Source organism: Catalinimonas alkaloidigena (genome assembly GCF_029504655.1).
GTDB lineage: Bacteria > Bacteroidota > Bacteroidia > Cytophagales > Cyclobacteriaceae > Catalinimonas > Catalinimonas alkaloidigena.
The window spans coordinates 6,557,519-6,583,831 of sequence record NZ_JAQFIL010000001.1 but is presented as its reverse complement, the minus strand read 5'-3'; the positions used below and the strand labels follow the sequence as shown (position 1 = coordinate 6,583,831).

General features: G+C 43.4%; 19 protein-coding genes. 15 read left to right on the top strand and 4 right to left on the bottom strand.

Annotation, left to right across the window (positions count from 1 at the left end; translation table 11 throughout):
* Positions 1–19: 19 nt before the first annotated feature.
* Complete coding sequence (locus OKW21_RS26615; RefSeq protein WP_277485620.1) at positions 20–730, bottom strand: TVP38/TMEM64 family protein; 711 nt, start codon at positions 728–730, stop codon at positions 20–22.
* Positions 731–826: 96 nt separating this feature from the next.
* On the opposite strand from OKW21_RS26615, the gene OKW21_RS26610 reads away from it, so the two are divergent.
* From OKW21_RS26610 to OKW21_RS26565, 10 genes are all read left to right on the top strand, one after another.
* A complete protein-coding gene (locus tag OKW21_RS26610) occupies positions 827–1,966 on the top strand; it encodes a cystathionine gamma-synthase (RefSeq protein WP_277485618.1) in 1,140 nt (379 codons plus the stop codon).
* A gap of 210 nt (positions 1,967–2,176) precedes the next feature.
* Positions 2,177–2,464: a YciI family protein gene (locus OKW21_RS26605; protein WP_277485616.1), complete on the top strand. Its 288-nt coding sequence runs from the start codon at positions 2,177–2,179 to the stop codon at positions 2,462–2,464.
* A 38-nt stretch (positions 2,465–2,502) separates the two neighbouring features.
* The gene (locus OKW21_RS26600; RefSeq protein ID WP_277485614.1) at positions 2,503–3,348 is read left to right on the top strand and encodes a DUF2971 domain-containing protein; all 846 of its coding nucleotides are present in this window, start codon (positions 2,503–2,505) and stop codon (positions 3,346–3,348) included.
* A 455-nt stretch (positions 3,349–3,803) separates the two neighbouring features.
* Complete coding sequence (locus OKW21_RS26595; protein WP_277485612.1) at positions 3,804–5,402, top strand: peptide chain release factor 3; 1,599 nt, start codon at positions 3,804–3,806, stop codon at positions 5,400–5,402.
* Between the two features lie 177 nt (positions 5,403–5,579).
* The gene (locus OKW21_RS26590) at positions 5,580–6,080 is read left to right on the top strand and encodes a DUF4168 domain-containing protein (RefSeq protein WP_277485610.1); all 501 of its coding nucleotides are present in this window, start codon (positions 5,580–5,582) and stop codon (positions 6,078–6,080) included.
* Between the two features lie 175 nt (positions 6,081–6,255).
* Positions 6,256–7,398: a helix-turn-helix domain-containing protein gene (locus OKW21_RS26585; protein ID WP_277485609.1), complete on the top strand. Its 1,143-nt coding sequence runs from the start codon at positions 6,256–6,258 to the stop codon at positions 7,396–7,398.
* 163 nt (positions 7,399–7,561) lie between these two features.
* The gene (locus OKW21_RS26580; protein WP_277485608.1) at positions 7,562–8,098 is read left to right on the top strand and encodes a DUF1579 family protein; all 537 of its coding nucleotides are present in this window, start codon (positions 7,562–7,564) and stop codon (positions 8,096–8,098) included.
* Entirely contained in the window at positions 8,098–8,607 is a 510-nt protein-coding gene (locus tag OKW21_RS26575; RefSeq protein WP_277485607.1) for a hypothetical protein, read from the top strand. Before OKW21_RS26580 ends, OKW21_RS26575 begins: the two co-directional genes overlap by 1 nt.
* Positions 8,608–8,656: 49 nt before the next feature.
* On the top strand, positions 8,657–9,340 hold the full coding sequence (locus OKW21_RS26570) for an RluA family pseudouridine synthase (RefSeq protein ID WP_277485606.1): 684 nt from the start codon (positions 8,657–8,659) through the stop codon (positions 9,338–9,340).
* Between the two features lie 85 nt (positions 9,341–9,425).
* Entirely contained in the window at positions 9,426–9,746 is a 321-nt protein-coding gene (locus OKW21_RS26565; protein ID WP_277485604.1) for a DUF6787 family protein, read from the top strand.
* A 54-nt stretch (positions 9,747–9,800) separates the two neighbouring features.
* On the opposite strand, the gene atpC is transcribed toward OKW21_RS26565, so the two are convergent.
* From atpC to OKW21_RS26550, 3 genes are all read right to left on the bottom strand, one after another.
* A complete protein-coding gene (atpC, locus tag OKW21_RS26560) occupies positions 9,801–10,043 on the bottom strand; it encodes an ATP synthase F1 subunit epsilon (RefSeq protein ID WP_277485602.1) in 243 nt (80 codons plus the stop codon).
* 73 nt (positions 10,044–10,116) lie between these two features.
* Positions 10,117–11,622 (bottom strand): F0F1 ATP synthase subunit beta, encoded by a 1,506-nt coding sequence (atpD, locus tag OKW21_RS26555; protein ID WP_277485600.1) that lies wholly within the window; start codon positions 11,620–11,622, stop codon positions 10,117–10,119.
* 105 nt (positions 11,623–11,727) lie between these two features.
* Positions 11,728–13,842: a hypothetical protein gene (locus tag OKW21_RS26550; protein ID WP_277485597.1), complete on the bottom strand. Its 2,115-nt coding sequence runs from the start codon at positions 13,840–13,842 to the stop codon at positions 11,728–11,730.
* A 575-nt stretch (positions 13,843–14,417) separates the two neighbouring features.
* On the opposite strand from OKW21_RS26550, the gene OKW21_RS26545 reads away from it, so the two are divergent.
* The 5 genes from OKW21_RS26545 to OKW21_RS26525 all read left to right on the top strand — a co-directional run bounded on the left by OKW21_RS26545 (position 14,418) and on the right by OKW21_RS26525 (position 26,230).
* A complete protein-coding gene (locus OKW21_RS26545) occupies positions 14,418–17,432 on the top strand; it encodes a SusC/RagA family TonB-linked outer membrane protein (protein WP_277485595.1) in 3,015 nt (1,004 codons plus the stop codon).
* Between the two features lie 19 nt (positions 17,433–17,451).
* A complete protein-coding gene (locus OKW21_RS26540) occupies positions 17,452–18,969 on the top strand; it encodes a RagB/SusD family nutrient uptake outer membrane protein (protein ID WP_277485593.1) in 1,518 nt (505 codons plus the stop codon).
* A gap of 176 nt (positions 18,970–19,145) precedes the next feature.
* Positions 19,146–22,532 (top strand): VCBS repeat-containing protein, encoded by a 3,387-nt coding sequence (locus tag OKW21_RS26535; RefSeq protein ID WP_277485591.1) that lies wholly within the window; start codon positions 19,146–19,148, stop codon positions 22,530–22,532.
* Positions 22,477–25,863, top strand: a complete 3,387-nt coding sequence (locus tag OKW21_RS26530; RefSeq protein ID WP_277485589.1) for a VCBS repeat-containing protein — start codon at positions 22,477–22,479, stop codon at positions 25,861–25,863. The genes OKW21_RS26535 and OKW21_RS26530 overlap by 56 nt, the downstream gene beginning before the upstream one ends.
* Positions 25,826–26,230 (top strand): hypothetical protein, encoded by a 405-nt coding sequence (locus tag OKW21_RS26525; RefSeq protein ID WP_277485587.1) that lies wholly within the window; start codon positions 25,826–25,828, stop codon positions 26,228–26,230. Before OKW21_RS26530 ends, OKW21_RS26525 begins: the two co-directional genes overlap by 38 nt.
* The last annotated feature ends 83 nt before the right edge of the window (positions 26,231–26,313 follow it).

Sequence of the window (26,313 nt, the reverse complement as noted above, 5' to 3'; positions counted from 1 at the left end):
CTGAAATCTGACAGAGCTGTCAATGCTCCACATACTTATTCAAAATTCGCTTGCCATAATATAACAGTCCAAAGACTGAAATAGCCAGCAACACCACAAACATCAGCTGCGCTGTAAAGTCGGAGCGACCTTCTTCTATCAATGATCTCAGTTCCTGCGCCTGGCTCCCCAGCCAGATGAAGAGTAAAGTACGCGGGAGCATGCCCACTGTGCCGGCCAGCAAAAATGCCTTAAGCCGTACTCCAGCGATGGGCAGCAGCACATTCATGATAGCAAAAGGCAGGACAGGAGAGATGCGGGCCATAACGATGAGACCAAACTGATTATGCTGTATGCCATCCAGAAAGCGCAGGGCCTTTTCTCCTCTTCCTCCGGGCAACGCTTTGATGGTTTGTATAAAATGACCATTATCCACCACGTGGGTAAGCTGGTAGCCCAGATAGGAAGCTAATATGTAGGCAATAATGACAAAAGGAGCAGCAGTTATCCCCAAAAAATACCCGCTAAGTAAAGCAATGAAAGTAGTGGGGGTGATTGCTAATGCCATCGTCAGGCAGGATGCTATAAAAAATAGCGCCCACATAAATTGACCAAACTGCTGAATCAGATTTTCGTGACTTAGGGCATAAAAGGTAATAAGAGAACTAATGGTAAGCGGAACTACAGCCATCCACAGCGTAAGCATTGCTGAGCGACGGTTAGTACGCAGAATTTGAGTGAATAGTGTCAAAATTATTTCTCACATTAAAGAATAAGAATCAGATATTGGCTAATATTGTTCATAGCGCTCAAGCAGCCAAATTTTAAACAATAACAATTTTTTAATATGAAGTTCGGAACAAAAACAATTCATGCTGGTGTAGAACCCGATCCTACAACCGGTGCGATAATGACGCCTATTTATCAGACTTCCACCTATGTGCAGAGCTCTCCCGGCAAGCACAAAGGCTTTGAATATGCACGTAGCCAGAACCCTACCCGACTAGCGCTGGAAAATAGTCTGGCTGCATTGGAGAATGGTTCCCATGCCCGCTGCTTTGCTTCAGGCATGGCCGCCACCGATGCGGTGATCAAGCTTTTAAAGCCCGGAGATGAAGTGATCAGTACCAATGATCTGTACGGAGGTACCTATCGTATCTTTACCAAAGTCTTCGCCAACTATGGCATCAAATTTCATTTTGTGCCTATGAATGATCTGGAGCAGATCAAAGCGAAGATGAACAGCAATACTAAAATGCTTTGGGTAGAGACGCCTACCAACCCTATGATGAACATCATTGACATCAAAGCGGTGGTCGACTTAGCCCAAGATCATCAGGCCAAAGTGGTAGTAGACAATACTTTTGCTACACCTTATCTGCAAAACCCGCTGGACCTGGGGGCTGATATTGTGGTGCATTCTATCACCAAATACCTGGGAGGCCATTCTGATACCGTGATGGGCTGTACCATTGTGAAAGACGCTGAATTGGATGAGCAACTGGGGTTTTTGCAAAATAGCTGTGGAGCAGTACCTGGTCCGCAGGATTGCTTCCTGGTACTGAGAGGAATCAAGACGCTGCACGTTCGCATGCAGCGCCATTGCGAGAACGGACGTATGATAGCTGAATATCTGAATGCTCACGAAAATGTGGACCGCGTCTACTGGCCGGGCCTGCCATCTCTGGCCGGGCATGAAATCGCAAAGAAGCAGATGCGTGATTTTGGGGGGATGATCTCTTTCGTGCTCAAGGGCGATAGTATGGATGATGCTTTTCGTGCGCTGGAGAAGCTAAGCATGTTTTCTCTGGCAGAGTCTTTAGGGGGCGTAGAATCTCTGGCTGGACATCCCGCCAGCATGACGCACGCCAGCATCCCCAGAGATGAACGCTTGAAAACCGGCCTGAGTGATTCATTAATCAGATTAAGCGTAGGCATTGAAGATGCGGAAGACCTGATTGCCGACCTGGAACAGGCTATCGGCTAATAATATGATCGCTTATTTGATAAACGAAGCCTGCTGATCAGCAGGCTTTTTTGATGACAAAGAGAATTTAGTAATATACTTCATAAGAAATTAAGGATAATTACTTACTCCTTATCGGTATTTTATAACCTTGGCTTTGGTGACATAATCTAAATAACTGATCTTTGTAAGATTGTCCCGGACAGGATTGTCTTTTCTCAAAATGACTCTATGGAATTTATGATCATTGCTTATGATGCCGATGATGAAAACGCGCTGGCACGTAGGCTAAAAGTACGAGAAGCGCATCTTAAACAGGCAGCCCTGATGAAAGAAAAAGGTCACTTGATTGAAGGAGGAGCGATTCTTAATGATGATGGACAAATGATTGGTTCTACGCTCTACTGCCGCTTTGATTCCCGCGCGCATCTAAACCAATGGATTGCCAATGATCCCTACTGGCTGGGCAATGTATGGGTGAAGGTTGAAGTCAAGCCCATCAGGCTGGTGAAGTTTTAATATTGCAAAATATGTTCTTGTCTTGGAATTAACTGTATATGGCACTTTTCTCTTCCAAATACATAAGGTACGATGATAAGGAAGAAATAGCGAATGCTTTTCCTGATACTATTTATAAATATAGAGCGTGGGATAATGATTTCCACAAGAGAATATTAACTAACTTTGAAATTTTTTTTTCATCCCCAGAAAATTTAAATGATCCCTATGACTGTAATCTGGCTTACAGGTATGAATCAATGAACAGCATAGAAAAGATTGGTCTTGCTGAAAGAACTTTAAAGGGCGCAAATGAGGGGAATAGAAAATATAGGAGAAAAAAAGCTAGGGAGCTAGCAGCTACTCCCTACATGAATGATAAAGAGTACCTTAGAAAGAGTGGAGAAATGCAATTGATGAGATTAAGAAAGAATGCAGGTGTTTTTTGCGCCTCGAGTAACCCTAAAAGCAATTTAATGTGGTCTTATTACGCTGATTCTCACAAAGGCTTTTGTATTGGCTTTGATACGATTGGTCTCTATTATGACACAAATGCAAGTTTAGGAAATGTAATTTATCAAAAAGATTTTCCGCTTCTAAAGCCAAGTACAGATAGAAGTTTTGATATTTTCAGACAATTACATACAAAATCGAGGGAGAGGCATCATGAAGAAGAGATACGTTTAGCCCACTATCATATTAAAGAAGAAGAAAGAGTACGTAAAATCAGAGTAAGTACTTTAAAGATGATAATAGCTGGAATGAGAATGCCAGAAATACACTTATTAGAAATGGCTGAGACTGTTAGTAAAATAGGAGAAGCTAGTGGGTACCAAATTGAATTACTTAAAGTACAACAAAAGACTAATAGTTACGAGTTAGAGTTTAACAAAATACAGTTTTAACATAAATGATTTTTTGATTATTGAAGAGCTTGTTTTAATAAAGAGCGTAGGCCTGAATATCCGGCGGGCGAGTGTTGGCATGTGTGTAGAAGCGTTCGGAGATTCTAGACTTTTTTGACGGTCCGCCGCTGCGGTTACTTTTTGTGGCAATGACAAAAAGTAAAAGAGCTAATAGTAATACATAAAAATAAATTTAATTGAAGCTATCAGATAGAGAGAAAGTTTAATAAAACTTACCATTCTACCACAAGCTCCTAAGTACCGAAGGGCAATTTTATCCTAAATTCAGCCCTACTTCAAAAAATCTTTTCTTTTCCGTAATTTTGCGGACTCAAAATTTGTTCTTGCTTATTGAAACCGTTAAAGAAGATTTGTTTTTTGAAATAAAGTGAAATTTCAGCGGATTCAAACAGCATTAAGAACAATACACATATAAAGAAAGCGAGCGCGTTTACATGGCCAATCTGACACAAGAAATAGCGAAAAGAAGAACTTTCGGAATCATCAGTCACCCTGATGCAGGAAAAACTACCCTTACAGAGAAATTACTCCTCTTTGGAGGGGCGATACAGACTGCCGGTGCGGTAAAGTCCAATAAAATCAAGCAGCATGCTACCTCCGACTTTATGGAGATAGAGAAGCAAAGAGGTATTTCTGTGGCTACTTCAGTGATGGGGTTTGAATATCAAAACGGTCATGCCGAGCCCATCAAAATTAACCTGCTGGATACGCCGGGTCACCAGGACTTTGCCGAAGATACTTACCGCACCCTCACCGCAGTAGATAGTGTAATTATGGTGATTGATTGTGTGAAAGGAGTGGAGACGCAAACAGAGAAACTGATGGAAGTATGTCGCATGCGAAATACGCCGGTGATTGCCTTCATTAACAAACTGGACCGCGAAGGGCAGGACCCTTACGATCTGCTGGATGAGATTGAGAGCAAGCTGAATATCAATGTTCGTCCTTTGAGCTGGCCTATTGGTATGGGAAAACGCTTCAAAGGTGTATACAGCCTGTACAACAAAAGCCTTTTCCTCTTTCAGCCCAGTAAGCAAAAACTGCAAAATGAGGGAGTAAGCATTAAAGATATCAATGATCCCGCCCTTGAAAAACAGATTGGTGAAGACTTTGCCGCCCAGCTTCGTGAAGATGAAGAGCTGATCAATGGCGTATATCCTGAGTTTGACATAGAGTCTTACCGTCGTGGTGAGGTGGCACCTGTCTTTTTTGGCAGTGCGGTCAATAATTTTGGGGTAAAAGAGCTGCTGGATACCTTCATCAATATCGCTCCTTTTCCGAAGAGCCGTGCCACTGAAGAAAGAGATGTAGACCCTGAGGAAGAAAAGTTCACCGGCTTTGTCTTTAAGATTCATGCCAATATGGATCCGCGTCACCGCAACCGTATCGCTTTTGTAAGGGTGTGTTCCGGTAAGTTTGAGCGGAACAAGAATTACTACCATACACGTCTGAATAAGAATTTTAAGTTTTCTAACGTAACTGCCTTTATGGCACAGGACAAGGAAATCATAGAGGAAGCCTTTCCCGGTGATATCGTGGGCCTTTATGATACCGGTAACCTGAAAATAGGAGATACCCTTACTGAAGGGGAAAAAGGTACTTTTAAAGGGATTCCAAGTTTTTCTCCCGAGATTTTCAAAGAAGTGATTAATCAGGATGCCATGAAAACCAAGCAGTTGGATAAAGGACTGAACCAGCTGATGGACGAAGGTGTGGCACAGCTATTTACTTACGAGATGGGCTCCAGAAGAGTAGTGGGCACCGTAGGAGTGCTGCAGTTTGATGTGATCCAGTATCGTCTTTTGCATGAGTATGGTGCAAAATGTACGTTTCAGCCTATCAACCTTTACAAAGCCTGCTGGATCAGTAGTAAAGACCCAAAAAAGCTGAGAGAGTTTATCCGTTCCAAAGAACGCTACATTGCCAAAGATAAAGAAGGTAAGTATGTGTTTATGGCTGAAACCAAGGCCTGGCTGCAAATGGTACAGGATAATTTCCCTGATATTGACTTCCACTTCACCTCTGAATATTAAATTTATAGTTAGTCTTTGCGCTGAAAGTTAATTGTAGAATTCAAGCATATTATTTGAAAATTTCAAATAATATGAGAGAAATACAATTTTTTTGAAAACAATTGGCAAGTGTCAGGTTAATCTTTAGTACTTTCAGGTACAAATTTTTGGAATAAATAATACTATCGTATGAAAACTATGAAGAGTAAATTTTTTGCATGCTTATGCGCGACCCTTTCTGTCTTGATGATTAGTTCGGCAGATCTTGTGCATGCACAGGGCTTGCCTGGTGCTGCCCAACAACAGCCGGTGAAAGAAGATTTTACCGATGAAGAATTAAAAACTTTTATACAGGCTAACAAAAGCGTGGTGCAGGTGCAGCAGGCCGCTGAACAGAAAATGATGCAGGCCATAGAGGAAACGGATATGGATGTGAACCGCTTCAATGAGATTGCTACTGCTCAGCAAGACCCACAAGCTGATGCGGAAGCTTCTGCTGAGGAGATGGCCACTTTCAATGAAGCAGCACAAAAGGTGATGGCTGTACAAAGAGAAACACAATCGGAAATCGCCGCCGCTGTAGAGGAAGAGGGCATGGAATTTAATGAGTACCGTCAAATTATGATGGCTTATCAGAACAGCCCTAAAGTGCAGGAGCAGATTACCAAACTGATAGAGGAAGAGCAAAGTCAAAACTAATTATCAGTTTTTATTAAGAAACACCAAACTGCTTCTCTCAGGGAAGCAGTTTTTTTTGTCAAAATAGAAATGCTGTAAACTTCTGGCGGCCCTCTTTTTACCAAGCATACCGGAGAAGGAGAAATCTTTATTTTCTGTGGGAGATTGATTACATTAAGTTTTAAGCTTATGTGAAATGAACCCCTCATCCCCCTCATTAGACCACTGGACAATCATCTTTCTGTTTGCGGCAGCACACGGGCTGTTTCTTTCGTGGGTAATTTATTTCCATAAGAAAGGCCGTCAGTCGGCCAATCGCTTACTGGCAGCAATCATGCTACTATTTGCCATTTCTTTGGTGTATTACGTAGCCTACTGGACACAGTACATAAACCTTATACACAGGGCATTTGGTATCGTTTTACTTTTCCCTATGTTAATTGGTCCATTGTTTTTAGGATACTTCCACAGACTCAACGGAAGAAAGTTTGAACGAAAAGACTGGCTCCACTACCTGCCCTTTACCTTGGTACTGATATGGTATGCCCCTATCTACTTTAATGCAGATACCTCGGTACTAAACCAGGCCGTAACCGATATATTATACAGCAGACAGACAATGTTTTTTAGGGTAATATTGCTAAATGCGCATGTGTTAGCGTACTGCATTTACCTCTTTATCTACCTCAGTAAGCAGCAACAAGTGAGGCTTAGCGGAGATAAATTTACCGATAGAAGAATAGGGTGGATGCGTAAATCAGCATTTTGCTATCTGGGCTTTACCCTTAGCTTCCTGAGCTATTACCTGCTCGTCTATACCATTGATTTTAGTATCGTATATGACTACGCCATTTCGGCTTCCATGACGATATTTATTTACATGGTAGGCTATATGGGTTATCGCCAGCCTGAGGTCATTACCGGTTATGCGGAAGAAGCTGCTCAGAAGTATGTTAAATCCGGGCTAAGTACGGAAGAAGCGGAAGTTTATACTGAACAGTTACTGCAATACATGAAGCTTGAGAGACCCTATTTGTCCCCTGAGCTCAAGCTGGGCGATCTGGCTGGTAAGTTAGAGGTTTCCCGCCACCACCTTTCTCAAATAATCAATGGGCAATTGGGACTTACTTTTTCAGACTTTGTGAATCGCTATCGGGTAGAGGAAGCGCAGCGAATACTGGCAGATGCTGATTACCGTGAACTCAAGATTTTAGCAGTGGCCTTTGAAGCAGGCTTCAATACCAAAGCATCTTTCTACAATGCGTTCAGGAAAATGACAGGCACTTCACCTAAGCGTTACCGTAAACAGCAACTGAAACTTCAACGCCAGCTTAACTAGCGTGGGGCTTGTACTAGGGTACAACTCCTGAAAGAGGGCTGTGGTATTGCCACAGCGAGCGTCGGCGCCACAAACTTGGAATGAAAAAAGAGTCTAATCCTATCGGGAAGTACTTAAAATTACTCTTTTCATGGCATTTTGGAGTAAATGAATTTTTGTTGCTATGAAAAAGTCACCCCTACTGTTTCAACTAATCTTCTTCTTTTCTCTTATTAGCCATAGCTCGTTTGCCATTGACCAAGCACTCGCTCCTGAGAATTATTTTGATTTCTGGCTGGGTGAGTGGAACCTCAAATGGTATCATGAAGATGGCAGTGTAAGCACAGGCTACAATCGTATTGTCAAAATTCTGGACGGAAAAGTGATACAGGAAAACTTTGAGTCATACAGTGAAAAAGAAGAAGTCCCGCTCAAGGGGATGAGCCTTTCGGTGTACAACCCCCGTTCTCAGCAATGGCATCAGGCCTGGACGGACAATCAGGGGAGTTATTTTAATTTCATAGGTGAAGTGGAAGGCGATACGCGCATTTTCTCAATGGAAACCTCTACTCCGGAAGGGGGAAAAATGATTCTCAGGATGGTTTTCTCTAACATTGAAGAGGATAGCCTGCTCTGGACCTGGGAGGCTTCAGACGATGGAGGAGATAGCTGGAAACAAAGGTGGCAGATTCATTATGAGAGGCGAATAGTTAGTGAGTGATGACCTTGACCAGCCTGATTTTCTCCGCTATCGCAGGTCCTCATCTGTTTTCTCTTGCTGAGCACCGGTCTTACGAAAACTTGGCTGATAGGCTGTTCAGCCTTAAAACAGGTAAGTGGCTCATCAAATATCACAGCCGGTATGAGGCGGTGACTATGAAAAGTGAGGTGAAAATAATGGAAGGGAAAAACTTATTGCAGGAAGAGCTAAATATCAAAGAACTGGGAGTTAAAGGGAGAGGGCTAAGCAAGTATCAGACTCGCACTGATACCTGGCATCACATGTGGACAGATAAACAGGGCGGATATTTTGACTTTATTGGCTCATTCACTCCTGATGGAGAATCTTTTGAAACCTCAATTACCAATAGTTGTGGCGAAAAAATTTCCCAGCGCTTGTATTTCAATAGCATGATAGCCCGTCCGGAGCTTTGCCATTTGTTAATATACGACACAGAAAAATGCTGCTGGAAGAATGCGGCAAAGGTGGAGTGCAAAAAGCTGAAATAGCGTAATTAGTATTCCCTGTAGGCTTATTTTTTTTGTAGTTTCACACCTGATGCTGAAACTGGATATTTTGTACGAAGATAACCATCTGCTGGTCGTTAATAAGCGGGCTGGCAGTCTGGTGCAGGGTGATATTACCGGAGATAAGCCATTGGTAGAAGCGGGTAAAAACTATCTCAAAAAAAAGTATAATAAGCCCGGTGCGGTCTTTCTGGGCGTAGTTCATCGCCTGGATAGGCCAGTAAGCGGTGTGGTGGTAATGGCTCGTACTTCCAAAGCACTTACCCGCATGAACCAGCTTTTCCAGAAGAAAGAAGTTCAAAAAATATACTGGGCAGTGGTTTCTCGTAGGCCTGAATCTCCTGAAGGTAAATTGGTTCATTGGCTAAGGAAAGACAGTAGTCGTAATGTAACTAAGCCCTTTAATAAAGAAGTGGCCGAAAGTAAAAAAGCAGAACTTGACTATGCGCTGAAGGCGCAGCAAAAAGATGATTATTTGCTGGAAGTGAAGCCATTAACCGGCAGGTCCCACCAGATCAGGGTACAGCTGGCAGCAATGGGTTGTGCTATCAAAGGAGATCTCAAATACGGCTATCCGGAACCTAATTCTGATCAGAATATTGCCCTGCATGCCCGTAGCCTAAGCTTCGTACATCCGGTCAAAAAAGAAAAAGTACATTTTGACGCACCGCTCCCGGATACAGCCTACTGGCAACCCTTTCAACATCTGGTTTAAATAATTATTGGGTATCTTTTCAGCACAGAATGATATTGTGATAATTCTTGTTTGTACAAAAATTACTACTCAAAAACTAAATGATATGAGCTGGCTCAAAAAATTACAGGATCGCTGGGAAGTAAAAAGCATCTGGCAGGTGATTATCATCCTGATAGTGTTTGCCTGTACCGGTTTTACCGTCATGTTCCTGAAGCAGCCTTTGTATGATTTGGCGGGCATAACAGAGAATACATCACCCTGGGTTAAAGTACCTTATTATCTGCTCACTATTCTACCTGTTTATCAGTTAGTCTTGTTGGCCTATGGTTTTATATTTGGTCAGTTTCGTTTTTTCTGGGCATTTGAAAAAAGGATGCTGAATCATATCGGCAGACTCTTTGTGAAAAACAAGCAGGTATCATAAAAAAAGCGAACCCTCTCCAGAGCCCGCTTCCAATCTAAATCAGTAATCTTTGTATCAGGATGCTTTCTCAGCCAATACAGTAATGTTATTGTTGAGCACTTCTACAACGCCACCTTCTACATAAATATTAGAAGTGGTCTCCTTTGTACGATAACTAACATCCCCTTTTCCCAATGAGCTTACTAAGGGGGCGTGGTCTTTCAATACCTGAAAAGAGCCATCGCTTCCGGGAAATGTAGCCATCTCTACCTCACCGTTAAAAATTTGCTTATCAGGAGTAATGATCGTCAAATGCATAAATTCTGGGTTTTGGGGCTTAGAGATTGGGTTTTAGTAGTCAATCCCTAAAACCTAATCTCTGATACCTAATTTATTTTGCCTCTGCTACCATTCTCTCACCGGCTTCAATCACCTGCTCAATGGTCCCTTTCAGGTTAAAAGCAGGCTCAGGCAGGTGGTCAAGCTCACCATCCATGATCATGTTAAATCCTTTGATGGTATCTTTGATATCGACCAACTCTCCGGGGATGCCGGTAAACTGTGTCGCTACGAAGAATGGCTGAGAAAGGAAACGCTGTACACGACGCGCACGGTGTACAACCTCTTTATCTTCTTCAGAAAGTTCATCCATACCCAGGATAGCGATGATATCCTGTAGCTCCTGATAACGTTGCAGAAGCTCTTTCACACGTTGCGCAGTATTATAATGTTCTTCACCAACGATATTAGCCGTCAGGATACGAGAGGTAGAGTCCAGAGGGTCCACTGCAGGATAGATACCTAGCTCCGATATTTTTCTTGAAAGTACTGTTTGCGCATCAAGGTGGGCAAAAGTAGTAGCCGGGGCAGGGTCGGTAAGGTCATCCGCAGGTACATATACGGCCTGTACAGATGTAATGGAACCACGCTTGGTGGAAGCAATCCTTTCCTGCATCGCTCCCATTTCAGTGGCCAGGGTAGGCTGGTAACCTACCGCGGAAGGCATACGTCCCAAAAGGGCTGATACCTCAGAACCGGCCTGGGTAAAGCGGAAAATATTGTCAATAAAGAAAAGAATATCATTTCCCTGATCGGAACCGGCACCATCACGGAAGTATTCAGCAACGGATAATCCGGAAAGCGCCACGCGGGCACGTGCGCCGGGAGGCTCATTCATCTGACCGAAGATCAGTGTTGCCTGAGAGCTTTTAAGTTCTTCAAGGTTTACTTTGCTCAGGTCCCAACCGCCGGCTTCCATAGATTCTTTGAAGTCGTGGCCATACTTAATAATGTCAGCTTCAATAAATTCACGCAGCAGGTCATTTCCTTCACGGGTTCTTTCTCCCACGCCCGCGAATACTGAGAAGCCTGAATACGCTTTAGCGATATTGTTGATCAGTTCCTGGATCAGTACGGTTTTACCTACTCCCGCACCTCCAAAGAGACCTACTTTACCTCCTTTAGAATAAGGCTCCAAAAGGTCAATCACTTTGATTCCGGTAAAAAGAATTTCTTCCGAAGTAGTAAGATCTTCAAAGCGGGGAGGCGTGTTGTGGATAGAGCGGCCTGTGCCGAATGCAGGTTGGGGAAGGCCGTCAATGGCTTCACCTACTACATTAAAAAGTCTTCCGGGTATTTCATCGCTGGTAGGCATTTTGATAGGCTCTCCGGTATCTATTACTTCCATACCTCTTACCAATCCTTCGGTACCTTCCATGGAGATTGTACGTACTCTGTCTTCGCCCAGATGCTGCTGCGTTTCCAGTACCAGCTTAGAGCCATCCGGACGGTTGATGATGAGCGCATCCAGGATATTAGGCAGCTTAGAGTTTTCTCCTTCAAAGCTAATGTCTACTACAGGCCCGATCACCTGTACGACTTTTCCTTTATTTGCCATTATTCAATATAAGGTTAGATGAACTTTCTGATTCAAGGTCGCAAAAATAGAAGATTAGCATTTGGATTCCAATCTTTATCACCTCAAAATCAGCGGGAAATGTGTTTAATCTATTTCTTCTACCCTGAATTTGTTGGACAATGCTAGTTGCCTGCCTTCGCAGCGAATGAGGTAGATAGATTGCGACAGATTTCCTACGCTCACTTCGTATGATTCTTTAGGCAAAAGCTGTAAATCCTGCTCAAAAATTTTGCGTCCGCTGAGGTCAGTGACCCATACGCGATAATCGCCGGGCTCAATAGCACGGGTAAAGAGTTTGAGGCTTTGCTGCCCTTCGCGGGCAAAGGCGGTAATCATAGGAATATCATCATCGGAGAGCGTGACTGTAGTGATGTCAGAATATTCAAAGGAACCATCAAAGTCTACGGTACGCAGACGATAAAATACGGAGCCACTAAACCGCTTACTGGCTTGCTCATCTATATAGCTATACTGAAGAGGAATGTCTGAGTCACCGGCAGCTTTGAGCTGGCCAATTTCTTTAAAGTCCTTACCGTTTTCGCTACGCTCAATAGCGAAGAAGTCAGAATTGATTTCAGAAGCCGTCTCCCAGTTTAGCTCCACATGAGGCTCCAGCAAAGAAGCAGAGAAATAAGTAAGCTCTACGGGGAGGGGGTTATCTTCATCAGTGATGACCCACTCTGAAAAAGAGCTTATGTTGTTCACTTCCACCGTTCTTATGTTATCTGTTGTGGAAACTGAAGTCTCCTCGACTAACTGCCAAGGCTCACCCGAAGCAGTTCTTTTCCAGACAACCGCCTTATTGTTGGAAAAATCCATAGTCCCATCATAAGTATTCTCCCACGAAAAAGTCAGTGTCCTGGGGCTGATGTTCTCCTGGTTAGGGACATTAATATCCCACATTACCTGTATTGAGCGAGCGTTATCTACTTCTGCAACAGCATTATCTCCAGTTTTTCTTGAAATGGTGATGTTACTCAGGTCCTCCGCTCCTGATGAGATGCTTACTCCCAACAGGTTCAAATCATTTCCTGCTTCGAGGGTAAAATCTTCAGTTTTTATCTCTCCTAGGAATTGCCCTGAGCCATTTTCTGTAATGCTTGCACCCTCATTCAATGTAAGTACGTTACTTCCGCTGACCACGATGTTTCCATCTCCCAACACCAGCGCATTCACTTTCAGGGGGCCTTCTATCTCTATAGAACCACTGCCTGTAGAAATGCTTTCTATAGGCAAAGGATCATTAGTGGTAGTTTCAAACGTAATATTTTTATCGATGGTGATACCTTCATACGTCTGGTCAGCGTTTACCTGCGAGGGATATAATGTAATACTACCCTCGGCTGCAATAAGATCATTGGCCTCGGTGAGCGCATCCAGATTAGTGGCTGTTCTCCGAACCCCCAGGTCTGCAAAAGAGGATTGAAACCCTTCATTCTCATCACTGTCATCTGCACCATCACGAAGCCAGGGAGAGTAGATTACCCTGTTGACATCGTTGATTTCTAAAGTGACACTCGGTGCGCCGGCAGCCCCCCACCAGTTGGCAGTGGCATTGATAAGGTTATTATTGTTAGGCACAGTAGAATTATTGACGATCGCTGTTCCGTTGCCTGCCAGATTGTTCTCGGTGATGGCGGAGGTGCCCAAAAACTGTACTCCCTGATTGGCTAATATGCCATTGGTATTATCCGTGATAATATTGTTTACAACGTTCAGATTATTGACCAGTGCGGCATTTTGAAATACAATTCCTGATGTAAAGCCAGAAATAGTATTTTGTTGGATAATCGCATTATCTATACCTTCCGAACCTGTGCTTTCAAATAAAATTCCAACACTATTTTCCGGAGTTTCAGGAGAAATGTTTAACCCTTGAATATTTACACCATTGGCACGAACTCGCAACACAGGGCTTATTCCTGTAATGGTCACGTTTTGCCCTAAACCAGTAATTGTAAGAGACTTATTAACCAGAATATTTCCTTCTGTATAATTTCCAGCAGCTATTTGAAGGATATCTCCATTTACAACCTTTTGTTGACTTATTGCATAACCAATAGTTTTAAAAGGAGTAGCATCTGTTCCGGAGGTAGGTTCATCAGTGCCTTCTGGTGCTACATAATAAGTTGTTTGCGCGAAAGCACCGAGACTTAAACAAAGCCAGGCTGCCAACAGAAAAAATCGTATGCTTCTCATAGTTCTAGTTTAATTAGTTCGGAACACAGCGCTTGTCGATTTTTTAGCCAAAAAACAGCCCTATGTTCTTATGCATGTAAGTAATCTTGCTCTTTAGGTATTGCCACTTCAAAAAATGCATTGCAACAACTATCCAAATGATGCAAGGCTGAAGGATCATATCTTTTCCTGAACAAAAATACTTTTTTTAACCTCTAATATGGTAATTTTTTGATGAAATATTACGCAAAAGCTGTAGAAATTTGCTTTTGTCCCGAGCCGGGCAACCCCCCTGTGATCATCCAATGGAGAAATTTAAAGCAGCGGAATTGAGAAAAGCGCAACGAAAACCGATTGCATATTTTTATTTTTTTAGTAAATCAAAAAATAATCTCGTAAGACGCAGTAAAAGAAGGGTTTTGTTATAAGTTCAGCATTTTTCGTTGTTCATAATATTCAGACCTTATTTTGTTGACGTCTTATTTTTTATGTTTAATTTTGTCCAGATTTTGATAAATTTATATTAGATTTTTTTAAACAGCTATTCGGATAAATCGTTATCTGATAGATTTATTTACACGTTTAACTAACTGCTTATGAGAATTTTTACACAGCTTAGGTGTGTCCTAACGCTGCTCGCCGCATTTTGTATAGCCAGCGTGGCGTATGCGCAAACCACAGTATCAGGACAGGTTACTGCGCCTGAAGAAGGATCGCTGCCCGGGGTAAACGTCTTGGTACAGGGAACTTCAACGGGTACAGTTACTGACATGGATGGAAACTATAGCGTTTCGGTACCTGAAGGAAGTGATGTATTGGTGTTTTCTTCCATAGGCTATGTCACCCAGGAAATCACCATCAACGGTCGCTCTACCATTGACGTAGTGCTTGAGGCCGATGTTCAATCCCTTAGCGAAGTAGTAGTAATCGGATATGGTACCCAGGAAAAAAGAGATGTAACAGGTGCTGTATCCTCTGTAAGTTCTGAAAATTTCAATGCAGGGGTAATTGCTTCTCCTGAACAATTAATTCAGGGGCGCGCTGCAGGGGTGCAGATAACCCAGGCCAGTGGAGAACCCGGTGCAGGGGTGAATATCAGAATTCGGGGTACTTCTTCGGTGCGTGGTGGTAACAACCCTCTGTTTGTAGTAGATGGCGTGCCTCTGGCAGGTGATGATGTAAGTGGAGGAGGAACAGATGTAGGTGCCGGTAGTTCTTCTGCCAGAAATCCACTCAACTTTTTGAACCCTAATGACATTGCCAGTATAGATATTCTGAAGGATGCTTCTGCTACGGCTATTTATGGTTCTCGTGGTGCCAATGGAGTTGTACTTATCACCACCAAAACCGGAGAATCTGGAAAAAGTACTTTAAATTATTCCTACAATGTAGGGATCAGCAACATTACCAAAAAGTACGATCTGTTAAATGCTGACGAGTTCGTGTCGGCTTATGCTGAAATCAACGGCCTTTCTCCGGGAGATGAGGCATTAGAAACGCTGGATCTTGGAGCTGATACAGACTGGCAGGATGAAATTTTAAGAACAGCAATCTCACACAATCACGATTTATCTTATAGTGGAGGGAATGACAACGGAAGCTATAGGCTGTCTCTGGGTTATACCGACCAGGAAGGTATTGTAGAAAGAAGTGGACTAAGAAGGCTGTCTGCCCGTTTCAATGGATCAAGTACTTTTATTGATGATCGTCTGACCATAAGTACCCAGGTAACGGTATCGGATATTCGTGATAATAATGTGCCTATTTCTGACAATGCCGGTGCTACCGGGGACCTTTTAGGTGCGGCCTTGAAGCTCAATCCTACTTATCCTGTATATCAGGATGGTGAGCTGTTTCAAAGAAGTGTAACTGAGCTAAATCCTGTTGCATTCTTAGAGCTAAGTAATGATTATACCAATACTGTAAGAGCCTTGGGTAATGTTACCTTTGATTTTAAAATCGCTGACGGACTTAACTTTAAGACTGTTCTAGGAGGTGATCGTGCATCTTCAACCCGTAAGGCCGGCTATTCGCCAGATCTGGTTGTACAAGGTATTGTAGGTCAGGGGCGTGCTGCATTTGAAGATGTCTCCGCCATCAATACACTGATGGAAAACTACTTCACCTATAATAATGACTTATCTGATAACCTGCGGCTAGATGCAGTGCTAGGTTACTCTTATCAACGATTCCAGAGAGAAACTAAGTTTACACAGGCTGCAGGCTTCAGAGTTACAGATCTTGACCTTATTCTCAACAACCTGGCATCAGTGAACTATACATCAGGCTTGGGTGGCATTGTCGGTAACTCTACTTTTAGAGTAGACGAACTTCAGTCATTCTTTGGTCGTGTGAATTTTGACATTGCTGATAAATACCTCTTAACAGCAACAGTAAGAGCAGACGGATCTACCCGCTTTGGTAGTGAAAACAGATACGGAGTCTTTCCTTCTTTTGCTGCTGCATGGAGATTGGGCGACGAAGATTTCATACCTGAGGCATTTACTGACCTGAAATTAAGAGCAGGTTATGGTGTTACCGGTAACCAGGAGTTCCCCAGTAATCGTTACACCAGCCGCCAGCGCTATAGCGGAGAAGATTTTGATGTGTCTCCCACCGGAGTAACAATCGTTCCAAGTAGCAGGCTTCCGGTTGCATTTGAAAACCCGGATTTGAGATGGGAATCTACTACGCAGATCAACATTGGCGTGGACTGGGGTTTTTTCAACAACCGTTTGAGAGGCTCACTTGATTATTATAACAAGACTACTCAGGATCTTCTCTTCGTAACCCAGAGTGCGCAGCCCGCACCTACTGACTTCGTGTGGGAAAATCTGAATATGGATGTGATCAACGAAGGGTTTGAGGTGGTAGTCGATGCTGATCCGGTAGATACTGAAGTTTTTGGCTGGTCAATTTCAGCCAATGCATCATACAATGATAACCGCATAGAAAACTATGATGGTCTGGTAAATACCGGTGCTATCAGTGGTCAGGGGCTATCAGGTGCTTTTGCTCAGCGTATCGCAAATAACCAACCACTATTTGCTTACTATTTACGCCCTTTCGGAGGCTTTGCTGAAGATGGACAAACTATTTATCCTGAAGGTGATGTACAGCAGTTTGTAGGCCGAAGTCCATTGCCCAAATACAATGTGGGCTTCACAAATAATTTCAACTACCAAAGATTGGATTTAAGCATATTCTTTAATGGGCAGTTTGGTCAGTATGTGTATAACAATACCGAAAACGCATATTTCACTGCCGGAGCACTGGCAGGAGGAAATAATGTGACTCAAAATGTGGTCGGGAATGGTGAGTCTAGGGTTAACGCTCCTGAAGTTTCTACCCGTTTCCTGGAAGATGCATCTTTTGTAAGGTTACAAAATTTAACACTAGGGTATAATTTCAACATGGAGAGTGTTGAATTCTTATCTAGTTTAAGACTTTATTTTACCGGACAGAACCTATTTGTAATCACAGACTATAGCGGACAAGACCCGGAAGTGAATGTGAATAAAGCGATAGATGATGTGCCTTCTTTTGGAATTGACTATACCGCTTACCCCAGAGCAAGAACTTTCTTGTTCGGGCTCAATGTCTCATTTTAATGATTAAATAATCTTAGATATGTATTATCATAAATCTATAAAAAGTTTATCAGTGCTTCTCTGTTTCAGCTTATTCTATGTAGGCTGTACAGATCTGGAAGTGGAGGAACTGGAATCTGTGGTGACAGAAACCGAGAGTGGTGAGTTTACGGGAGATGCTGGTGCGCTGTTGGAATCTGCCTATAATCAGTTAGGAACTTTTGCTGATCAGGCGAATATTTATGCCCTTCAGGTACACTCCTCAGATGAAATGATACCCCCCACCCGAGGTACGGACTGGGGAGATAATGGGGTCTGGCGCTTACTACACGCCCACAACTGGGATCCTACTCACCAATATGTACTCGGATCATGGAACTTACTAAACAGCCGTGTATTCCTGACCAATCAGGTACTGGCTTCGGATAATCCGGCCCCTACTGCGCAGCAGGAGGCGGAAGCCAGGTTTTTGAGAGCATTCTATATGTGGCACGTAATGGATATGTACGGTCAGGTGCCTTTCAGAGAAGTAAACGAGGGAGTAGAAGTTGACCCCAGGGTATTTAGTCGGCAGGAAGCTTTCAATTTTATTTTGGAAGACCTTGAGGCAGCCTTACCTAATCTTCCTTCATTGGCTCCGTCACCTACCAACGATCAGGCATCAAAAGCAGCAGCGGCTACTTTACTCGCCAGGCTTTATCTTAATAAAGGTGTATATATGGCAGCAGTAAATGAGCAGGGTGCGCTTAACCCTACTTTTGAACAGGCCGATATGGCTAAGGTGATTGAGTACGCCGATATGGTAGAAGCCGAAGGTTATGCGCTAGAAGAAGAATTTTATCAGAATTTTACGGTGAATGCCCAAAACGAACTCATTTTCGTAAACCGTGCAGGTGCTGGTAATCCTGAAAACAGGTACTACATGACACTGCACTATGACAACAATCCTAGCGGATGGAATGGCTTTACTACCCTTGCCGACTTCTACGCGAAGTTTGAAGATAGTGACGTTAGAAAAGGAATTGATGCGACTCCTGACGGAACTCCTTTCTCCGGTATCGGTCGTGGATTTTTAGATGGGCAACAGTACAGCGATAGCGGTACAGTAATTATTAATAGCAGAAACAATCAGCCTTTAGCCTTTGAGCCTGATGTGCCGCTGATAGGTGCAGATACTGACGATGGCTATCGTGCTATCAAGTACCACCCCGCTGATAAAGGAAGATATATCCAGTTGCGTTATGGCGATGTTTTCTTAATGAAAGCGGAAGCAATGTTTAGAAGCGGACAAACTGGCGAAGCATTGGCCATGGTGAACGAACTAAGAGCGCTGAGAGGAGCAAGCCCGCTAAGCAGTCTGGATGATGCGGCCCTTCTTGACGAAAGAGGAAGGGAATTGTACTGGGAAGGGATCAGAAGAACTGACCAGATCAGGTTCGGAACTTTTGATGATACCTGGCACGACAAGGAAGTGACAGATGCTTACAGAGTACTGTATCCTATACCTCAGCAGGCGCTGGATTCAAACCCTAATCTTGTTCAGAATCCCGGATATTAATTCTTAATAAATTTTTATTGCTGATAGAGCAGGTAGCTGAATGCTGCTTGCTCTATTTTCTTTTTGCCTTAATTGTCCACTGCAGATAAATTCACAAGTTTCCTCCTTTCAGGGAACTACAAGTCCTGGCCAGCGATTGGAAGGATAGAAAGAAAACAACAATTGATAAAGGTATCATGAAACATAGCTTTTGGTTGATAGCACTGCTAGTTTGGGGCTGTTCGGATGCCGATGACCACCTTTTTACCCGCCTGTCAGATAGTGAAGTAGGCATTGATTTTACCAACGAACTTATCCTCAGCAAAGACTTTGACGTATTCAGGTATCGCAATTACTATAATGGTGGAGGAGTAGCCATAGGTGATATCAATAACGATGGTTTTTCGGATGTCTACCTCACTGCCAATATGCGGAGCAACCGCCTTTATTTAAATAAAGGTAATGCTAAAGGGGAGACTTTTGAATTTGAAGATATTACGGAAGCAGCCGGTGTAGAGGGCAACAAAATATGGTCTACCGGAGTAAGCATGGCTGATGTGAATGGAGACGGACGGCTGGATATCTATGTATGTAACTCAGGGGATATAGAGGGAGGTAAGCGGGAGAATGAGCTTTTCATCAACGAAGGCAATGACTCCGATGGACTACCTACATTTAGCGAGCAGGCCGAAGCTTACGGGCTGGATGACAAGGGCTTCAGTACCCACGCCGTATTTTTTGACTATGACAAAGATGGTGACCTGGATGCTTATGTACTCAACAACTCTTTTCGTCCGGTGTCTACGCTGGGACTGGAAAATATCAGGCACGTAAGAGATAGTACCGGAGGTGATAAGCTGTACCGCAATGATGACAACACCTTTGTGGATGTAAGCCGGGAAGCAGGCATTTACGGCAGTGTGATCGGCTTCGGGCTGGGGGTTACCATTACCGATGTCAATCAGGATAACTGGCTGGATATTTATGTGTCCAATGATTTTTTTGAAAGAGACTACCTCTATATCAACCAGAAAAACGGCCCGGATGGACATCCCACCTTCAAAGACGAACTACCGCAGCGTATGGGCCATATAAGCCATTTCTCTATGGGTGCTGATGCCGCCGACCTTAACAATGACGGCTATCCTGAAGTCTTTGTCACCGATATGCTTCCCGAGACCGATGAACGGCTCAAAACCATGACCAATTTTGAGTCCTACGATGTACACCAGACCAAGCTGAAAAATGACTATTACGAGCAGTACATGCGTAATACCTTACAGCTCAATAGCCAGGACGGAACATTCAAAGAGATTGGACAACTGGCCGGTGTTCATGCTACCGACTGGAGCTGGGGCGCCCTGATCGCTGATTTTGATAACGATTTTAACAAAGAGATTTTTGTCAGCAACGGTATATATAAAGATGTTACCAATCAGGACTTTATCCGCTTCATAGGAAGTGACGAGGCCATGCTGGAAGCCATGCGCAAAGAAACCGTGGATTTTCAGGAGTTGGTAGACCGGATGCCTTCCAATAAGCTCAGCAACTACCTCTTCAAAAAGGACAGCAGCCTTACCTATGAAAATGTATCTTCAAGCTGGGGGCTGGATGAACCTTCTTTCTCCAATGGGGCTGCCTATGGCGATCTGGACAATGATGGAGACCTGGATCTGGTTGTCAATAATGTGAATCAGGAAGTTTTTGTTTACAGGAATAATAGCGAGAAGCGCTTAAAAAATAATTATCTGAAACTTTCATTCATAGGGCCGGATAAAAATCGTTTTGGAGTGGGAGCCAGAGTGCATGCTTATGTAAAAGACCAGCACATTATGCAGGAAAATGTGCCTACCAAAGGCTTTCAGTCTTCTATGGATTACGCTATGATCATCGGAACAGATAGCCTACAAACTATTGATAGCTTGATCATACACTGGGGCTACGATGATAAGGTGCAGAAATTATATGATATAAAAGCAAATCAGCAGCTGACCTTAGATATCCAGGATGCTGATAAAAAAATACTGCCGGATGATGGGCGTCAGCCAGCTATTTTTCAGCAACAGAATAATATGCTCAGTCCTCCCTTTACCCATCAGGAAGATCCTTTTGTTGATTTTGATTATGAACGCCTGGTCTATCACATGCTATCCAGGGAAGGCCCTGCCCTGACGGTAAGCGATATCAATCAAGACGGGCTGGATGATTTTTACATTGGTGGGGCACACGGAAAATCCGGTAAAATCTACCTGCAAAACAGGAATGGAAGTTTTGAAGTCAGTGAGCAGTGGGAGATAGCCCGGGACAGTATCTATGAAGACGTAGACGCCAGATTCTTTGATGCGGACAATGATGGAGATCTAGACCTCTATGTAGTGAGTGGAGGAAATCGGTTTAGAGAAAATGACCGCAATTATCAGGACAGGCTTTACCTGTTGACCTCAATAAACAATCATAGACCAGTTTATGAGCGGAGCGAGAATGCTTTGCCTCTTTTGAATGAAATGGGGGCCTGTGTACGCAATGCTGATTATGATAATGATGGAGATCAGGATCTCTTTGTAGGAAGCCGTGGTGTTTCACTCCAGTATGGCCTGGCAGCTACCAGCCACATCTTAGAAAATGATGGTTCAGGAAGGTTTACGGAGGTTACCGCTACTGTCTCTCCCCGGCTGGCTTCCTTCGGTATGGTGACCGATGCACAGTGGACAGATTTTGACAATGACGATGATTTAGACCTGGTAGTAGTCGGGGACTGGATGCCTATCACTTTGTTCAAGAACAATGGAGCTAATCTGGAACGGCTTAATAATGTGCCCGGCCTCACCAAATCCAACGGATGGTGGAGAAGCATTGAAGTAAGCGATGTCAATAAAGATGGAGAGATGGACTTTATTGTAGGCAATTGGGGAAGTAATAGTATGTTTAAGGCAAGTGAAGAAAAGCCTCTGGAGCTTTACATAAGCGATTTTGATAACAACCAGACCATTGATCATGTGTACGCCTGCTACAAAGGAGACAGCTTATACCCAATGGCATTACGACATGAAATTGTCATGCAGTTAAATTTTCTGAAGAAAGATTTCACTTATTACGAAGACTATGCCGGAAAAACACTCTCCCAGGTGTTCAGCAAAGAACAGCTGGAAAACGCAATAGTCAATAGAGTACACCATTTACAATCATCTGTAGTGATCAACAATGGGGATGGTTCATACAGCCTTCATAAACTGCCGGAAGAAGTACAGTTTTCGCCCATTTACGCCATTGCTGCCGATGATTTTGATCAGGACATGAAAACAGATTATGTGATGGCCGGAAACTTTTCAGGCGTAAAGCCGGAAGAAGGACGCTATGATGCCAATACAGGCTTGATGCTAAAAGCAGCGGGTGATCAGCTATTTGTGGTAAAAGGGAATAAAACCGGATTACGCATTGATGGAGAAGTACGCAAAATGGAAGTGGCAAGAACAATTGGAAATAAAAAGCTGCTTATCGTGGCAAAAAATGATGACTTACCTGAGATATATGAATACCAAGGCAACCCAAAAGCAAATACTGCCCTTACTATTTCTGATCGTTAGTGCAGCTTGTGGAGTAAAGTCAGACTCAGAGAAGTTATTTGAGCTGTTACCTTCCTCATATACCGGGGTGGACTTTCAGAACACACTGACAGAAACGCCCCGGATGAATATTTTCAACTACCTCTATTTTTACAATGGCGGAGGCGTGGCTGCCGGTGATCTCAACGGAGATGATCTGCCCGATCTTTATTTTACCTCCAATCTGGAGAACAATAAGCTTTACTTAAACAAAGGCAATTTCAAATTTCAGGATATCACAGCAAGTGCCAAAGTACAGGGCAAAGGAAGCTGGACCACCGGCGTGACCATGGCCGATGTGAATGGGGATGGCAGGCTGGATATTTATGTAAGTCAGCTAGGCGATTACCAAAACATCCGGGGTAAAAATCAACTGTATATCAACATGGGTAATGATGGTGAGGGGACGCCCGTTTTTGAGGAAAAAGCAGCAGAATATGGACTTGATCTGAAAGGTTTCAGCACCCAGGCAGCATTTTTTGACTATGATCTGGATGGCGACCTGGATATGTACATGCTCAACCACTCAGTACACTCCAACGGTACTTTTGGCAAAGCCAGCCTCAGAGATAAAACCCATCCGCTTGCCGGCGACAAGCTGCTCAGAAATGACAATGGAAAGTTTACAGATGTTACCGACAGTAGTGGTATTTACAGCAGTGCTTTAGGCTATGGCCTTGGAATAACAATAGGGGACGTCAACTGGGATGGCTATCCGGATATTTATATTGGCAATGACTTTCATGAAAATGACTATCTCTACATCAACAATACCGATGGCACGTTCAGCGAAAAGCTGCAGGAGTATATCAGGCATACCAGCCGTTTCTCTATGGGCAATGATATTGGCGATATCAACAATGATGGCCTGCCCGATATTGTTTCCTTGGATATGCTCCCCTCTGATCCGGTGAAGCTGAAAACCTCCGCCGGAGAGGATGCTTATGATGTGTACAATTATAAACTGAAATACGGCTATAACCATCAGTTTGCCCGCAACACACTTCAGCTCAACATGGGAGAAGGGCATTTTAGCGAAATTGGCCTGATGACAGGCATGAGCGCTACCGACTGGAGCTGGTCTGGCCTCATGGCTGACCTGGACCTGGACGGGCATAAAGATATCTACATTGCCAATGGCATCAAGAGGCGCTCAAACGATCTGGATTACATCAGGTACATCTCTAATGATGCGCTTCAGCATCGGCTGGAGGGAGACCTGACGAGCGAAGATATGGCGCTGGTAGAAAAAATGCCTATCGTCAAAATTCCCAATGTAGTGTATCAGAATAAAGGAGGCTTGGCTTTTGAAAATATGTCAAAAGGATGGGGCCTGGGGCAGGAGTCTTTCTCTAACGGTGCGGCTTACGTAGATCTGGATAATGATGGTGACCTTGACCTGGTGACTAATAATATTGATCAGGAAGCTTTTATTTATAAGAACCGGAGTGTTGATAGTGCTAAAAAAATAAATGCTCATCATTATCTCAAGCTCAAGTTTGATGGTAAAGCGCCTAACACAAAAGGAATTGGAGCCAGAGTTATCATTCCACTAGACTCCCAAACCATCATACAGGAAGTATACGCTACGCGGGGTTACCAGTCATCTGTCCCTACGGACCTGATCGTCGGCCTGGGCAACAGAGAGCAGCTTGATTCTTTGGTGGTGATATGGCCTAACCTTCAATATGAAGTGCTTTATCATGTACAGACCGATACAACTTTAGCCCTTCAGCAAAGTAATGCTACTGGCAGGTATGATTTTTCAAAATCTCAGCAAACTCTCTTTAAAAATGTTTCTGACGAGCTGAAAGTAGGTTATAAACATGAGGAAAATACTTTTATAGAGTTCAATCGCGAATTGCTCATCCCTCACATGTCTTCTACCGAAGGACCTAAAATGGCGGTGGGAGATATCAATGGCGATCAGAAGGAGGACTTCTTTGTGGGAGGAGGCAAATGGCAGCCCGGAGAGATTTATGTGCAGGTAGAGCAAGGTTTTCAGAAAGTGGAACAGGCAGCGTTAAAAGCAGATAGTGTGGCAGAAGATGTGGGTGCGGCCCTGGTGGATGTGGATGGTGATCAGGACCTTGACCTGATCGTAGTGAGTGGAGGAAATGAATTTCAGGGGGAGGAAGAAGCTTTACTGCCTCGCCTGTATAAAAATGATGGACAGGGGAATTTTACCAGAGATAGCGCTGCGCTACCGCAGATTTATGTCAATGGCTCCGTAGTGAAAAGCGCTGACTATGACCAGGATGGGGATACTGACCTGTTTATCGGTGGCCGGGTAGTATCCCGTAATTATGGAAAGATGCCCCAGAGCTATCTGTTGGAAAATGACGGACAGGGGAATTTTGCCAATGTCACCGAAAACAAAGCGCATGCGCTTTCAGAAGTAGGTATGGTCAAAGATGCAGCCTGGGCAGATGTGGATGGCGATGGACAGACTGATTTGCTGGTGGTAGGTGAGTGGATGCCCATTAGCATTTTTAAAAATGAAGCTGGTCGTTTAGCAAAAGTAGAATCGGCCTCACTTGAGCAGACGCATGGCTGGTGGAACACCATAAAAATCACTGATATTGATGGTGATGGCGATCAGGATTTAATTTGCGGTAATCTGGGGCTCAACTCCAAGCTGAAAAGTTCTCCTGAGGAGCCCTTGACGCTCTATGTGAAGGACATAGATGACAACGGAAGTTTGGAGCAGATCATGACCTACTATGTGGATGGTAAGGAATATTTATTTGCTACCAAAGATGAGATAGGCTCACAATTGATAGACATTAAAAACCGCTTTGTAAAATACATTGATTTTGCGGAAGCAGATGTGGATGAAATCTTTCCGGGCGATATGCTGGAAGGAGCAGAAAAATTACAGGCTTATGAGTTTCGCTCCGGCGTTTTCATCAACGAAGGAAATATGGAGTTTCGCTTTCAGCCTTTCCCCCTACAGGCTCAGCTTTCTCCCATACAGGCGATTTACATACAGGATATGGATGAAGATGGACTGGATGACTTACTGATGGCAGGAAACTTCTACGAAGTAACCATTGAAAGAGGAAGGTACGACGCCAGCTACGGAACAGTACTCAAAAATAAGGAGAATGGCACATTCCAATGGATTCCCAACAAGCAGACCGGACTCTACATTGATGGACAGGTGCGTGATATCCAAAAAATTAATTTTCAGGGAGAAGATATTTTCAGCATTGTCAGGAATAATGCGCCTATAGAATTTGTATACAAAAGCTTAAATAAACAACCACTTACCAATGAGCAGAAGATTGCTACTGTACTGGGGAGTCATTAGCCTGATGATAGGGTGCTCTACTCCACCTGAATTTTCTATTAAATTTTGTGATTCTCTGGATCAGCAGGACCAGTGTGAAGGAGATAAAAGCCAGTTTGCCGTAGGGCAGGAAATTTATGTCAGGTTTGAGTTTGGAGAAGCTTTTGATGGAAAAGAGATCAGTGGTAAAATCTGCAGGATTGCTGAGAACGATACCATCGTATTAGGAGATAAAAAATTTGAGTTGAAAGCGGAAGATTATTATGTTATCCAGGACCTTCCTTTTCATGAGTTTGGAATGGCAGCCTTGGGTAATTTTATTATCCGTTTTGAAGATGAAAAGGAGCAGGTATTAGCAGAGAAGCAAATCAGCATTATTAGCTCATAAATTGAGTGTGCTTTTACACAATAGAGAAAAGTTGCCTAATGGAAACTATCAGCAAAGGGCATGTTGTTACCAACAATAATACA

Coding starts and splice junctions, on each gene's coding strand:
- OKW21_RS26610 (WP_277485618.1), top strand. CDS start 827: ATGAAGTTCGGAACAAAAACAATTCATGCTGGTGTAGAACCCGATCCT.
- OKW21_RS26605 (WP_277485616.1), top strand. CDS start 2,177: ATGGAATTTATGATCATTGCTTATGATGCCGATGATGAAAACGCGCTG.
- OKW21_RS26600 (WP_277485614.1), top strand. CDS start 2,503: ATGGCACTTTTCTCTTCCAAATACATAAGGTACGATGATAAGGAAGAA.
- OKW21_RS26595 (WP_277485612.1), top strand. CDS start 3,804: ATGGCCAATCTGACACAAGAAATAGCGAAAAGAAGAACTTTCGGAATC.
- OKW21_RS26590 (WP_277485610.1), top strand. CDS start 5,580: ATGAAGAGTAAATTTTTTGCATGCTTATGCGCGACCCTTTCTGTCTTG.
- OKW21_RS26585 (WP_277485609.1), top strand. CDS start 6,256: ATGAACCCCTCATCCCCCTCATTAGACCACTGGACAATCATCTTTCTG.
- OKW21_RS26580 (WP_277485608.1), top strand. CDS start 7,562: ATGAAAAAGTCACCCCTACTGTTTCAACTAATCTTCTTCTTTTCTCTT.
- OKW21_RS26575 (WP_277485607.1), top strand. CDS start 8,098: ATGACCTTGACCAGCCTGATTTTCTCCGCTATCGCAGGTCCTCATCTG.
- OKW21_RS26570 (WP_277485606.1), top strand. CDS start 8,657: ATGCTGAAACTGGATATTTTGTACGAAGATAACCATCTGCTGGTCGTT.
- OKW21_RS26565 (WP_277485604.1), top strand. CDS start 9,426: ATGAGCTGGCTCAAAAAATTACAGGATCGCTGGGAAGTAAAAAGCATC.
- atpC (WP_277485602.1), bottom strand. CDS start 10,043: ATGCATTTGACGATCATTACTCCTGATAAGCAAATTTTTAACGGTGAG.
- atpD (WP_277485600.1), bottom strand. CDS start 11,622: ATGGCAAATAAAGGAAAAGTCGTACAGGTGATCGGGCCTGTAGTAGAC.
- OKW21_RS26550 (WP_277485597.1), bottom strand. CDS start 13,842: ATGAGAAGCATACGATTTTTTCTGTTGGCAGCCTGGCTTTGTTTAAGT.
- OKW21_RS26545 (WP_277485595.1), top strand. CDS start 14,418: ATGAGAATTTTTACACAGCTTAGGTGTGTCCTAACGCTGCTCGCCGCA.
- OKW21_RS26540 (WP_277485593.1), top strand. CDS start 17,452: ATGTATTATCATAAATCTATAAAAAGTTTATCAGTGCTTCTCTGTTTC.
- OKW21_RS26535 (WP_277485591.1), top strand. CDS start 19,146: ATGAAACATAGCTTTTGGTTGATAGCACTGCTAGTTTGGGGCTGTTCG.
- OKW21_RS26530 (WP_277485589.1), top strand. CDS start 22,477: ATGAATACCAAGGCAACCCAAAAGCAAATACTGCCCTTACTATTTCTG.
- OKW21_RS26525 (WP_277485587.1), top strand. CDS start 25,826: ATGAGCAGAAGATTGCTACTGTACTGGGGAGTCATTAGCCTGATGATA.